The sequence below is a fragment of the Paenibacillus wuxiensis genome, from assembly GCF_040195695.1.
GTDB classification, from domain to species: domain Bacteria; phylum Bacillota; class Bacilli; order Paenibacillales; family Paenibacillaceae; genus Paenibacillus_B; species Paenibacillus_B suaedae.
Map to the genome: position 1 here is coordinate 157,869 of NZ_JBEFZI010000010.1, position 14,027 is coordinate 171,895.

The 14,027-nt window shown below is 48.6% G+C and carries 10 protein-coding genes; 5 read left to right on the top strand and 5 right to left on the bottom strand.

Features of this window, described 5'->3' with window-relative positions; genetic code table 11:
• Positions 1-110: 110 nt before the first annotated feature.
• The gene (locus ABN764_RS23045) at positions 111-2,243 is read right to left on the bottom strand and encodes an RNA degradosome polyphosphate kinase (protein ID WP_446673217.1); all 2,133 of its coding nucleotides are present in this window, start codon (positions 2,241-2,243) and stop codon (positions 111-113) included.
• A 78-nt stretch (positions 2,244-2,321) separates the two neighbouring features.
• Positions 2,322-3,869 (bottom strand): Ppx/GppA phosphatase family protein, encoded by a 1,548-nt coding sequence (locus tag ABN764_RS23050; RefSeq protein ID WP_446673218.1) that lies wholly within the window; start codon positions 3,867-3,869, stop codon positions 2,322-2,324.
• A gap of 398 nt (positions 3,870-4,267) precedes the next feature.
• Between ABN764_RS23050 and ABN764_RS23055 the strand changes: the two genes are divergently transcribed.
• Complete coding sequence (locus tag ABN764_RS23055; RefSeq protein WP_446673219.1) at positions 4,268-5,836, top strand: Ppx/GppA phosphatase family protein; 1,569 nt, start codon at positions 4,268-4,270, stop codon at positions 5,834-5,836.
• Positions 5,837-5,898: 62 nt separating this feature from the next.
• Here the strand turns inward: ABN764_RS23055 and ABN764_RS23060 are convergent, their stop codons facing one another.
• Entirely contained in the window at positions 5,899-6,858 is a 960-nt protein-coding gene (locus ABN764_RS23060) for a zinc dependent phospholipase C family protein (protein WP_446673220.1), read from the bottom strand.
• Positions 6,859-7,171: 313 nt separating this feature from the next.
• Here ABN764_RS23060 and ABN764_RS23065 point away from each other — a divergent pair, with 313 nt between their 5' ends.
• Positions 7,172-8,497 (top strand): glycoside hydrolase family 125 protein, encoded by a 1,326-nt coding sequence (locus ABN764_RS23065; RefSeq protein ID WP_044357371.1) that lies wholly within the window; start codon positions 7,172-7,174, stop codon positions 8,495-8,497.
• A 103-nt stretch (positions 8,498-8,600) separates the two neighbouring features.
• Here ABN764_RS23065 and bluB read toward each other — a convergent pair whose 3' ends face one another.
• Together bluB and ABN764_RS23075 are read right to left on the bottom strand one after the other, a co-directional pair.
• Positions 8,601-9,263 carry a 5,6-dimethylbenzimidazole synthase gene (gene bluB, locus ABN764_RS23070; RefSeq protein WP_174809918.1) on the bottom strand — a complete coding sequence of 221 codons (663 nt, stop codon included), beginning with the start codon at positions 9,261-9,263 and terminating at the stop codon, positions 8,601-8,603.
• Between the two features lie 283 nt (positions 9,264-9,546).
• Positions 9,547-11,652, bottom strand: a complete 2,106-nt coding sequence (locus tag ABN764_RS23075) for an acyltransferase family protein (protein WP_446673221.1) — start codon at positions 11,650-11,652, stop codon at positions 9,547-9,549.
• Positions 11,653-12,118: 466 nt separating this feature from the next.
• On the opposite strand from ABN764_RS23075, the gene ABN764_RS23080 reads away from it, so the two are divergent.
• The 3 genes from ABN764_RS23080 (at position 12,119) to ABN764_RS23090 (ending at position 14,022) form a co-directional block, all read left to right on the top strand.
• The gene (locus ABN764_RS23080) at positions 12,119-12,493 is read left to right on the top strand and encodes a hypothetical protein (protein WP_446673222.1); all 375 of its coding nucleotides are present in this window, start codon (positions 12,119-12,121) and stop codon (positions 12,491-12,493) included.
• A 188-nt stretch (positions 12,494-12,681) separates the two neighbouring features.
• Positions 12,682-13,134: a chemotaxis protein CheX gene (locus ABN764_RS23085; protein WP_021252682.1), complete on the top strand. Its 453-nt coding sequence runs from the start codon at positions 12,682-12,684 to the stop codon at positions 13,132-13,134.
• Positions 13,135-13,245: 111 nt separating this feature from the next.
• Positions 13,246-14,022, top strand: coding sequence for an SDR family NAD(P)-dependent oxidoreductase (locus ABN764_RS23090; RefSeq protein WP_065291526.1), 777 nt, complete (start codon positions 13,246-13,248; stop codon positions 14,020-14,022).
• The last annotated feature ends 5 nt before the right edge of the window (positions 14,023-14,027 follow it).

Genomic DNA, 14,027 nt, shown 5'->3' on the forward strand with positions numbered 1-14,027 from the left:
CCGATTGCTGCTCCAACATAACTCGATAGAATTGCCTGCTCGTTCGATAAAAAAGGAGAGCGCCCGACATAAGCTCGTAGGATCGCTCTCCAATACGAATAGGCCTTTTTCTAGAATTGTGACGTTGCGGCTACTTCATTCATTGCCTGCTCATCTGTTGAATGTGTTCGCGGCTGAAAGGGAAGGGTGGCCGGGCTCATTGATTTCTCAGCTCGATCCCCAGCTCGCTTCAGCAGTTGTTCCTGCGCGTGCATTTTCTGCATGCCTTTTGCAGCTTTCTTGCGGTACGTGCCGTCAGGCTGCAAGAATCGACTTTTCGCTTGATCTGCCAAATAGCAATGAAGGATTTGAATAATCTGCTGCTTCAGCTCCGAATGCTCAATTGGGAACATGGCCTCGACACGGCGATCGAGGTTGCGCGGCATCCAGTCCGCACTGCTCAGCAGTACCTTGTTCTTGCCGCCATGCTCGAAGTAGAAGATGCGGGTATGCTCCAGAAATCGCCCAACTATGCTTCGTACCGTTATATTCTCACTCATATTCGGCACACCTGGGCGGAGGCAGCATACGCCTCGTACGATGAGCTCAATGCGTACGCTGGCTTTCGAAGCTTTATACAGCAGTGAAATGAGCTTTTCATCCACCAGCGCATTCATTTTGAGAATGATGTGCGCTTTGCGGCCTTTCCGCGCAGCCTCAATCTCATATTCGATATATTGCTCCAGCTTATGGCGCAAAAACAAAGGAGCAACGCATAATTGATTTAAGCTGGATGGCACGGTGAAGCCAGAGAGCATATTGAACAGCACTGAGGCGTCGCTGCCAATCTGGGGATTGACGGTCAGCAGCCCCATATCCGTGTACAGCTTGGCTGTCACATCATTATAATTGCCTGTGCCCAGATGAACGTATCTGCGGATACCATCCTCTTCGCGTCGAACGATGAGCAGTGTTTTCAAGTGGGTCTTCAATCCTATCAATCCATAGATAACATGGCAGCCGGCTTGCTCCAGCCGCTTCGCCCAGTGAATATTGTTCTCCTCATCGAAGCGGGCCTTCAGCTCCACGAGTACCGTAACCTGTTTTTTATTCTCTGCAGCTGCGATTAAAGCTTCAATGATCGGGGAATTGCCAGATACCCGATACAGCGTTTGCTTAATGGCCAATACGTCTTGATCCTGTGCGGCTGCTCTTACAAGCTGAACGACAGTATCGAAGCTGTCGAAGGGATGATGCAGCAGACGATCTTGATGGCGAATCCAGTTGAATATATCCTCCCCGTCCTGAAGGGGCTGATGCGGCTGATGGCTTGGATAGAGAAGCCCTGGCTTCTGAACGAGCTGGATCAGCTTGAACAGGAATGTATAGTCGATAGGGCCGGCGATTTCGTACACGCCACCGAGCGGCTCGTCTTCTCCATCCTGTGTGATCATTTGAAGCAGTTCATGACTAATGCCTTCCTCCGCCTCAATCCGAACCACATTCCCCCATTTCCGCATTTTGAGCGATTCCTCAATCTCCTTGAGCAGATCCTCTGCGCCTTCCTCATCTATGTCCAGATCCGCATTGCGCGTTATGCGGTAAGCCTTCATATCGACAATGTCATAGCCATGGAACAAGATGTCCATATGCAGCTTGATGACGTCTTCGAGCAGGATGAACTCCTGCTTGTCCGTACCTGTCTGTAGCCGTACGAGTCTAGGCAATACTTCAGGCACTCCTACTGTCGCGAACACATCTTCCTCCTCGTCCGTATTGCGGACGATCAATCCAATATTCAAGCTCTTGTTCTGAATGAGCGGGAACGGCCGGCTTTGATCCACGACCATCGGAGTGAGCACAGGGAACAACTGCTCCATAAAGTAGCTGCGAAGATAGTGCTTCTCATTCATCGACAATCGATGCGGCCGCTTGATTACAATGTTGTGCTGGCGCAGCTTCCTCCGAAGCTGACCGTATATGTAGGCTTGCTTCTCGACCATTGCGGCAGCGCCAGACTTGATGCCTTCGAGCGTATCATGCGGTGTGCAGCCTGATCGGTCACGCTTGTCATAACCTGCGATCATTTGATCAATGACGGACGCAGCACGCACCATGAACAATTCGTCCATATTGGAGCTGCTTATGGCTAGGAATTTCAGCCTTTCTAACAACGGGTTCGATTTGTCATACGCTTCTTCAAGAACTCTTCGATGAAAAGCCAATAGGCTCCATTCGCGGTTAATAAATGTTCGAGCCATCATGAAACCTCTCCTTTTATACACAATGAACGATTGTAGCTCAGCATGACAAATAAGGTCATTGGGAAGATGAGAAGGATGCTATCCTTTTAATAGGATCGGATACCCGCTCACTTGCTCGAAGAATGAGCTTTCATGTTGGAAGGCCCACCGTTCCAGCTCCAAGCTGCCCTCATAGGTAGGAATCATCGTAATGTAAGTGCCTTTTTTAATATGGATGGTGAAATCTTTAACTTTCTGCTGGTGGGCAATATCAAGCGCATCGGCCAGCTTGAGGATAGAGGTGAGCTTGGACAGTACCAACTGCTCCTGTTCACTCATATCCGATCTTAGAGGCACTTGAGCACTGCGCGGATGGTATAGTGCCATACTTGCGACAAGCTCCTTGTCCTTCTCAGACAGACCCAGCCAGTCCATCGCTTTAATCATATGGTAGGAATTGGCAGCATGGCCCTCCTGAGATATGGTCTTGCCGATATCATGCAAGATAGCGGCCAGCTCCAAGCATAGTTTGCGAGATGGATCCATGCGAAATAAGCTGTTCAAGCGATCAAAGAGCTTGCTAGCGAGTCTTCGAACCTGTCTGGAGTGCTCCATATCAAGCTGAACGCGTTCGGCAGCATGGAAGGCGGACGCCGTCATATCTTCGATATACAACGCTTGCAGCGAAGCAGACTGATCATGTGCTGAGAGTGACATCTCATGAAGGACGCCGTGCCGTAAGGAGACATCCGGCAGAAGCAATCGCTCTGCTGCCGTTGCTTTGAGCAGCTCTGACATAATAATAGCTGTTGGGATGAGCTGAGAGGCGCGTTCTTCATCAATATGGAATTTGTGCGATAGCTCTGCAGTGTCTGCTTGCATCCATTCGAACAAATGGCGCTGGAGTGTTGTTCTTGTGATGGATCGCAGTGGTAAGCTGCCGACTGAGCTTGTCCCTCGCTCTCCATGTTTGTTCGCCAAGGTGGAGGCTTCTCCGCCGAGGACAATTAGATGATTGATGGTATAGGAAGACATACGGCGACGCAGCATGTCCAGTTGACTTTCAATATATTGCTGAAGAACGTTGGAATAATGCAGCGACTCGCCCCGCAAGGACTCAAGCACTTCCTTCAGCTTCAAAATACCGATGCGAACATATTCGGAAAATTGCAATCTTCCAGATGCATATACGCTTAGCTGGACACCGGCGCTGCCAATTTCGACGACCAGCAGTCCTTCCTCACGCAGCTGCGGCATTTGTTCAACGCCGATATTCAGTCCGACATAGGTCAAATATCGTTCGACAGAGCTATCAACCAGCTCGATGTCCATGTCCGTGTAACGGCGAAGGTTATCTAGAAAGTACCCGCGATTGCTTGCCTCTCTAACCCCGCTCGTCGCACAGGCGCGATACGTTTTCACTTTGTAATCTTTCATGAGCTGCGACATTTGCTTCATCGCGCGGCATACTTCGAACGTGGCTTTAGAATGGATCTGACCATGGGTGAAGGTATCGTCGCCGATCGGGGATGTAAGCTTAACATCCTCAAGAATGCGAAGCTGCCCTGGTTCGGCAAGCTCGGCAATAAGCATTTTAATTGCATTCGAACCAATGTCGATGCCTGCGGCAATAAGCGGTTTGTCCATAATATCCCCTGTCTTTCGTTACAAGTGAATGAAATAGACGGCATGTATGCCTTCACACCTATATCGCTCGCGATTTACGGGCAGGAATGAACACAGCTTATGGTGTGAATACTGCTTCCAATAGACTGGGCATTGCTGTCTACTGCTAGAGTAATGGATTTGACAGGTACAGGTCATAGATTTACAAAAGATTAACATTATGTTACGCGCTTTCGGATGGAGTTTTCATACAGGGCATGGCAAAATGAAAAGATATTGCAAGCATTTCAAAAGATGTCACTCTTTTTTTGGAATGTAAGCAATGATAAGCTCAGCAGGCTGTTCTTCGCGGACGTAGGTGGATGATGGATGCTGTGCACACAACGTATTGCGATGAGTAAGGAAGGAGAGTATGCCATATGATGCGACCTAAGAAGCCGCTAGAAACCAAGGTTCCGACTCAGAATCGCCATCAGGGCATTGTAGATATCGGTTCCAATTCGGTACGTCTTATGATTGCGGAAATTCGCGAGGATCTGACATTTCAAATTGTAGACCAATGGAAGGAAGTCGTTCGTCTTGGTGATGAGTACGATGAAGATGGAGCGATTCCGGAATATAAAATTGATAAATTAATTTCAACGCTCTTATTATTTAAGCAGTTGTGCAGCCGTTATGAGTCATGTGAGATCATCGCGGTTGCCACGGCTGCACTGCGCAAAGCGACGAACCGGGCATTAATCCTAAGCCGCATTCTAGGTGCAACACAATTGTCTGTGCGAGTAATTAGCGGAGAGTCGGAGGCTTATTTGGACTATCTGGCAGTCGTATCGACCATGAATGTCAAGGATGCGCTGCTGGTCGACATCGGAGGCGGCTCCTTGGAGATGGTGCTCATTCAGGATCGGACCTTGAAGGAGAGCATCAGCATTCCGATTGGAGCGCTAACGCTGGCAGGCCAATATCATGTCAGAGAGGCGCTTGAAGTAGAGGAGGGGCAGCGGCTTGCTGCCGATATGGGGAAGCTTCTGGGGCAGATTGAGTGGCTGCAGCAAGCAGAGGGATATCCGCTTATTGGTGTGGGCGGAACGATACGGACAATTGCGAAGATGGATAAGGCTCAGGCCAAGGTTCCACTTGCTTCGCTCCATCATTACGTGCTGAGCCGGGAACACGTTGAACAGTGGCATGAGAAGCTGAGACCGTTGTCGCTGGAGGAAAGAGAGAAGATTCAAGGGTTATCCAAGGATCGGGCGGACATCTTTATGGGAGCCTTTACGTTCATTACGTATGTGATGGAACGATTGGATATGCCTATATTGACGGTAAGCGCCAAGGGTGTTCGGGAAGGTGTTCTATTCGATTTGCTTCAGGGGGAAGGGCTGATGATCGATGATCCTCTGTCTTTGTCCATCTCGAATATGATGCGGCGGTTTCGGTTGCAGCGAGATCATGCCAAGCGAGTCCATGTCCTATTCAATCGACTGGTAGAAGATATGGGAGCACTAATGGAACTGGGAGGGGACTGGTCGCAGATCATGCACACGAGCGCGATGCTGCATGATTGTGGAGTCGTCATTTCTCCGCTTGAACGAGAACGGCATGCGCTATATATGCTGCTCCATTCAGATTTATATGGTCTGACTCCTCGCGAGCTCGTGCTCAGTGCGTTCATCGCCTCAGCTGATCAGAAGCTGAAGGCAGGCGAAGCGTGGAGTGAATATGAGGCGCTATTCCTTCCCGGAGACAAAGAAGGTGTGCGCTCACTTAGCCTATTGCTGCGGCTTGCGATAAGCTTCAATCGCGGAGCAGCCTCAGATGTAGAATTGGTGGCCTGTGATATTGAAGAGCAGGAAGTTGTGTTTCACGTGCGCGCCTCGACACCGCCACTGCTTGAAGTATCGGAAGCCTATGCGGTTCGCACGGCATTCCGCAAGCGTTTCAAGCGGGATCTTGTCATTGTCGCGAATGTTACGCAATCACGGTAACGAATAGAAAAGGCTCTCTGAGGCAGAGGACATCGCTGTTCTCCTTCAGAGAGCCTTGTTATTTACGCATCCCAAATGGGGTCTTCGATGATGATGGGGCGATCCTGCTCCAGAGGAAGGCCAGTCTCATAAGAGCGGTTGCCAATTGCTGTTCGAAGAGACTCATACGCGTTAGCAACAGAACGCGGATCTGGATTCGCTTCCTCCTTGATGTTCCAGTAGGCAGCGGCAGCCGATACAGCACGCGCCGCATCTTCACGGGCTTCTTCCCACATATCCCATATACTCGTGGATCGAATTTCTCCTGTACCCGTCGGATCAGGCCATGGTCTTCGTGCTTCATTCAACACATCATAGGCTGGTGGTGTCCGTTTGTATACAAACGGTTCGATTTGTTTGAATGTCAGAAGCTGCTTGATCCCGGACGGGTCATGGAATAGCTTCTGTGCGCGCACCATAGCTCGATTGGCGTCGTTCCAATAGCGTGTATCCACTCGGTTGGATAGTTCAGGGTAGTATCGGCCCGTTAAGGCATGCAGTGTACTGACCATTGCTTTCGGGAACTGTCCGCCCGTATCGATTTCTTTCCATACCGGTGTATTCCATGTCGCGATATTGCGCTTGGCGCGCAGCACGTGGGTATCCATCAATACCTCGAACCGCTGGTGATCCCATTTGCGGAATCCTGAACGCACGAATACATAAGGATGCATGTTCCGATCAAGGATATGATGCAGCAGAAATCCGAGGGCGTATACGCGAGAGAGCATATCTCCTTTGGGTATGGAATCGATCAAGTCGAGCAGGAATGGACCGCATTGCTTATTGTGCATGGCGCTTCCAAGCTCGTTCATTATTTTATTGCGCTGCCATGGCAGGAATTGATGATAGAATAGAAAATCCGGCCCCTGGCACCCCATATTGAACATGCGCTTCTGGGAGTCGGGCGATATCCAATGGGCGATGCCAGCATTGTCAAGCGCCTCTTGGCCGAATAGTAAATGTGTCCATACGTTGGGCATTGTTCCCCTCCTCGTTACGGAGCATCTCTTATGCAGCTGCGTGTGAAGCTGCCGCAATTGAGATGCCTATCTACCAGTTCACCTGAAATAAAGAGGAATGTCAATCCTTTATGGGTATGAAATGGGAACTCCTTTGCTATCTTGATGTGGAACATTTTTGTGCAACATGATAAAGTTTCTCGATCTGTCTAGCAAGATGAAGCGTTTGCATGTACACTGTAAGGAGCCACGGGGGACAAGCCCACAACGGGCCTGCCGAAGTGTGACAAGAGAGATAATTACATCATGTGGAGAACAGGTGGAGGATAATAACATGGAACAATTTCGTTTGCCTAAAATCGATGTACCTGCATTTGACTTGCCAAAAGCAGTCGTCCGCGTTATGGAAGAAGCGGAACAGAAGCTGGCGCATCGTCCTAAGTTGTTGAAGCTGTTCAAGAACTGCTTCCCGAACACGTTGGAAACAACGACAAAATTGCTGGATGACGGGACAACATTCGTCTTGACCGGAGATATTCCCGCAATGTGGCTGCGCGACTCGGTGGAACAGGTGATTCATTACGTTCCTTTCGCTAAGGATGACAAGGATTTGCAGCGCATTATCGGTGGTTTGATCAAGCGTCACATGTTCTATATTAATATTGACCCATATGCAAACGCGTTCAACGAGACTGCGAATGACTGGCACTGGGATGCGAATGACCAGACCGAGATGTCCCCATGGGTTTGGGAACGCAAGTATGAGCTGGATTCGATGTGCTTCTCGATTCGCCTCGCATATATGTATTGGAAAGAGACAGGACGTACCGATATTTTCGATACGAACTTCAAGTCCGCTATGCGCAAAATTGTGGACGTATGGAAGACAGAACAACATCACTTCGAGCAATCGCAATACCGCTTCACACGTGTGAACTGTCCAGCGATTGATACAATCCGCAACGACGGCAAGGGAATGCCTGTAAATTACACAGGAATGACTTGGTCCGGATTCCGTCCAAGTGATGATGCATGCGACTTCCACTACAGCATTCCTTCTAATATGTTCGCGGTTGTCAGCTTGCGTCAAATGCAGGAAATTGCAAAGTACGGCTTCCGTGACGAAGAGTTCGTTAGCGAAATGGCGAAGCTGGAAGAGGAAATCAATCACGGCATCCAGTTGTACGGGGTTCACAACCATCCGACATACGGCAAGATTTATGTGTATGAAACAGATGGCTTCGGCAACTACTGCCTCTTGGATGATGCAGGAACGCCAAGCTTGCTGTCCATCCCTTATATTGGATATGCGGATGCAAGTGATCCGATTTATGAAAATACGCGTAAATTTATTTTGAGCAAAGAGAATCCGTACTACTTCGAAGGCAAGGTTGCCAAAGGAATCGGCAGCCCGCATACGCCAGACGGCTATGTATGGCACATGGCGTTGTCCATGCAAGGATTAACGGCAGCAAGCGATGAAGAAATGCTCGCAATGATTGATATGCTGGAAGCAACAGATGCGGATACAGGCTTCATGCATGAGGGCTTCCTCGCGGATGATCCGAATGTATTTACACGTCCATGGTTCGCTTGGTCGAACAGTCTGTTCTCGCAGCTTGTGTGGAAGGCCATGCATCGCGGGCTGTTGGATAAATAAAGGTAGATCAATTACGAAGTGCGAAGATGAGAAGCAGCCGTCCATCTCCCTAGGGAGGTGGACGGCTTTGTTGTTGAGTTTAGGAAGCTTGCTTATCGTAGATTTACAGCAGATTGGAAGAAGTGCCCCATGTATTGTCATAGACGAGCTGGCTTAATACTTTCCGCTTCTCCCAGTTGTAGGCTTCGAGCAGCGGCCGCTCCGGATAATCCTCTGTATAACCAATAGAGATAAGGGCTGTTGGATCAATATGAAGCGGGATGTTCAGAATCCGCCGGATATCCGGCTTCTTATAGAAGCTAACCCAGCCCATTGCCAAGCCCTCAGCGTATGCGGCGAGCCACATATTTTGAATTGCGCAGCTGACAGACATAATGTCGGTCTCGGGAATTGAGTTGCGACCGAGAACATGGTCGCCGCCACGCGAAGGATCGCATGTAATGCAAATCGTAACAGGGGCCTCCAGAATGCCTTGAATTTTAATCTCCATAAACTTGGTGTCGCGATCTGTGCCTTCATAGTGAATCGCCAGCGCACGACGCTCGCGATCTACCACTTCTGCCAACTTCGCCTTGGTCTCCGCGTCTTTGATGACGATAAAGTTCCACGGCTGCATAAAGCCCACCGATGGCCCGTGATGGGCAGCCTCCAGCAGTTTGACCAGCAGCTCATCAGACACGGGCTGTTGAAGGAATGTACGAATATCGCGGCGATTGTATATCGCCTTGTAAACGCCTTCTTTTTCTTGTTCGGATAGTTTATTCATTGTCATGAGTTACACTCCTTTTTCTTGTATTTCAAAGGCATGTCATACTATTGACTGTTTCCCTCATATGTTTATTATAACGTACAAGTTATTCATGCTGCGAATCGGGGCAAGGTATGAAGGGAACTCTTGTTGGGAAAGAAAAAGGGCCTGCCCTACATACATGTGGCAAGACCCTGCAGCAATCGTAATAGGCAATATTACAGATGATAGTAAATAATTGGCTTAAGTATTAGATAAAACAATTAGAACATTTTTTATATAGGATCAAGCATGTTTTTCGTTATGAATGTTTTGTTGCGGGTGTTTTCCCACTAGGTGGTGGTGTCACAGACTCCTTGCCAGAACTGTGTTCTGATCCTGGTTGACGAGCAGGCTGCTCTTTTTTAACTTCAGATAGAGACTGAACAGCATCTGCCACTAGGGCGGCATATGCTTTGGCGCCCTTAGGTACGAGATGAGTGCCATCCAGCTCGAAATAATCGTCATGGTCTTCAGTGGCGTTGTACCAATCGACCAATGTAATGTTGGAATGGGCAGCAGCCATTTTCGCTAACAACGCATTGACCTTACCCTCCCATTTCTCTGGCATGCGCGTATTGACGAAAATAATATGCTCAACATCAGAAAGGGATTCGATCAGTTTGTTTAACTGCTTTTCACCAAATATGCCGTTTGTTCCAAGTGCGATGATGACATATCTGCCGAGCTTGCCGTTCTGCTTCAACCCCTGAATAATATCGCTGGCTGCGGACATCTGCCTTCCAATCTTCGCATCGACAACAGTACCAGGGAGTTGCTTGCTCAGATAGGGAGCAACATCGAGCATGACTGAATCACCAATTGCAGAAATAGACCAGTTCTGCTTCTTGTCGGATGCGCGGTCTGTGTGAGACGGCTGATTCGGCTGTTGTGTTTGCTTGCTTTTAGGCTGCCCGCCTCCCTTGGCAGTTGAGCTAGATTCTAACGGGTCATCGGCACCTGAACTGCCGGGCTTCTTGATGGGATCAGAAGCAGCATCAGAGCGCTTCGGCTTCTTAGGTGTCGTATCCTTAACTACATGGGAGCCGATATGTTCGGTTTGGTGAGCCTTAGATGCGGCTCCTTGATTGTCTTTCGTGATGACAAGCTGATTGCTTGCATCAGGTTCTCCTGATTTTACTTGGGCGGCATCCACTAATGAACGACCGCTCATGCCAGCGTAGAACAGAGTAAGCAGCAGGACACAGCAGGCAGAAATGGACCAGTACTTCCATGACAGCCGATGCCAAGAATAGGGATCGCGTAGCTTGAGCCATAGATAAGAAAGACAGCCGCGCTGGATCGGCTGTTCGATATACTTCCACGACAAGGCGGCGAGCAGCACGCTCGCGGTGACCTGCAGCATGGCGCGCGTCCCATCAAATCCACTCGTATTGACTTCAGGATTAGTGAGAATTATGACCGGATAATGCCACAAATAAATGCCATATGATCGCTTGCCGATCCATACGAGCGGCCCCCAGCTGAGCAGCTTACTCAAGCGGCTTGCTGGATGTGCAAGCGCCGCAATCGTAAGTGCGCTCACAATAGAGAGCAGCACGAATCCCCCTTGATATAGAAAATCATCGTATTCACTTACTTCTACAATCATATAGAGCATAGCGCCTAATCCGAGAGCCCCTATTAGGTCAAGGCTTAAGCCTGCCTTATGATCTGTGTTTGAGACAAGACGTCTGCTGGGCCATACGACTGCAAGTGCAGCTCCAATGAGAAGAGCGAATACCCGCGTGTCTGTACCGTAATATACACGGCTTGGATCAGTGCCTGGCTCATACAGCCATGCCATTGCCAATGCAGAAGCCGCTGCTGCCGCTGCAATTCCAAGCAGAAGCTGACCTCGCCGTGGCGCAAGTTTTAATCCAATAATGAGCAGTACAGGCCACACCAGATAAAATTGCCCTTCAACGGCAAGAGACCATAAATGAAGGTATGGGGAGGGCGAACCAAAGCTGTCAAAGTAAGAAACATTGTGAAAAATGAGATACCAGTTGTTCCCGTACACGAAGGTTGACCATATATCCCCTCGTAGTTTGGTCAAGCGCGCAGGATCGAAAATGGTTAGCCAAGCAACGCTGAACAGCAGCATAACGAGAATGGCGGGAACAAGCCTGCGCACCCTGTGTACCCAGAACGTATACAGATCAATTGCACCTCGCTGCTGCCTTGTGGCAAGCAGTAAATCCGTTACAAGGTAACCGGACAAGACGAAGAAAATGCCGACACCTAAAAAGCCTCCTTGAGCCCAGCCAAGATTCAGGTGATAGGCGATGACGGCCAGAACAGCAATTGCTCTCAGGCCATCCAGGGCGGGCATGTAGCGTCTATTGTTACGTCGAAGCTCATGCATATTGGACGCCCCCTATATGTGGTGTGACCACGACGAATAACCGTACTACTGAATCGTTATTCGGATGAAGTCTCATGCATAACCATTTCATTGTAGTCTTGATGTCCTTTCTTGAGATGTAGGGGAACATGATTGATTTGGATAATAAACTGGTAAAGGTTTCAGGTGAGTCCTGCTTGCGTTGAACCGTGTTCGTAGCGAAGAGGATGAAGGGGTGTGAGTGTCAGATATTCTCTTACTCGTTCCTTGTGCCTATATCTCCTAACCGTGTATACAAATATCAAAGTTCGAATAACCTCTCTTACTATATCGAAAAAGCACATATGTACTCGTTACAGATCTATTACATATTTTATTCAATTTTGTAATTTTTCGGATTCATGGTAAGGTTACAGCAATCTGTCCCAACACTTGTTACGCAAGCTAGTGACTAGAGTTGTTGCAAGCGACAGTGGAAATGTTTTCAATGTCTGTTCCGGTCAATGGATCTGGTATGCATTTACGTTCATTTGTTGATAATTCAAGCTTCAGGGGCCTTACTGTACTCGATCACATCACAGAAGCTTTTATGGATAAAATTATGTCTTTGACACACGAGAGAGGATCCGATGTAATCATCGAATTTTTGGCGAATGTGAATTTGGAGACTGATCTAAAAATAATCGCACCTTATGGCTGTATCGTCGTAGTTGGTAACCGGGGCAGTTTGGAAAGATCATATTATCCATTGATTAAGGATCAAATAATCCGAAGAGAAGGCAGACTACCTACTAATAGAAAAGAGCTGTTTCCTGCAGCAGACAATGCAAAGAAGAAAAAAAGGAGAAAGATGTCGAATTAAACCCAAAGAAGTAGTTCTTTATACTCAAAAACTTAATCTGGATATGTTTTTCTTGTGAAAATGATAAATCATATAGTGCTTGGCTGAACCGTTTTCAGTATAATAGGCATAGAAAAGTGGAAGTATAGGACGTTCGGAATATGTCGAATATACTCCATTAATGTCGGAAAGGGGAAAAGATAGCTGAGATGAGAGCCGAATGGATTCAACCTTTTTTGCAATCGGCAAGCACAGTTATTGAACAAATTGTGCAAGTCCGTCCCAGTCGGGGAGAGCTTCAAATGTTAAGTTGGAGCGGTACGCATGATTTTCGCATCCAGGTCGGACTGACGGGGCAGTTGTCCGGACAGGTGGCATTTGGCTTGAACGAAGACGTGGCGTTGAAAATGGCATCGGCTATGATGGGGGGATCTCCTCTTGCATCCCTTGATGCTATCGGTGAGAGCGCCATTTCAGAGCTAGGCAACATGATTAGTGGCAACGCAACGTCACTGATGTACAATCAGGGAATCAGCGTTGATATAACACCTCCCCAGCTGCTCATATCGGCTGATCATCCTGGTCCTATTCAAGAGGTCTTGGCTGTACCGTTATTATTGGATGGAATCGGTCGATTTGATGTACTTATGCATATCGGCTAAAGTGATAGAGTCGACGTTGTATCCTAATGCGGCTACGCAGTTCTGAACAACTGCACCTGCTTTGTACATAAGTTAGACATGGTGCGGATTGGAGGGTAAAGGAGTAAATCAATGGAACTGAAGGGCAAGATTGTGCTTATCACTGGAGCCTCGAGCGGAATTGGGGCTTGGACAGCTCAAGCAGCTGCTGCGAAGGGAGCCGTTCCGATCTTAACGGCGCGCTCCATAGAGAAGTTGGAAGTCGCGGCTGTCTCAATGACGCCTTCACCTGCTGTCTATACGATGGATGTAACGAAGGATGAGGATGTGACGCGCGGAATTTCCACTGTGATGGAGAAGTATGGGCGTATCGATATCTTGGTGAATAATGCAGGTTTCGGCTTGTTTGAACGGACTGTAGATATGCCATCCTCGCAGTTCGCCGCGATGATGGATGTGAATTACATGGGAACGGTGCGCTGCACGAAGGCGGTTCTGCCTCATATGCTGGCCCGGGGAGAAGGGCATATCATCAATGTAGCTTCTATGGCAGGCAAGGTTGGGTCTCCGAAGTCTGCTGGCTATACGGCAACGAAGCACGCGGTGCTGGGCTTTACGAATGCACTGCGCATGGAGCTGGCAGGGACAGGTGTTGCTGTATCTGCAGTGAATCCAGGACCTGTGAATACACCATTCTTCGAGCAGGCGGATCCAAGCGGACAATATGTAAATAATATTCGTTGGTTCATGATGGAGCCAGAGAAGGTCGCGCGGCATATTGTTCGGGTGATGGAGACTCGCAAGCAGGAAGTGGATCTGCCGTGGATTGGTGCGCTCGGAGGGCGGCTGTATGGGTTGTTTCCGAGAATATCGAACCGGATTGCGGCTAAAATGTTGAATAAGAAATAAACATG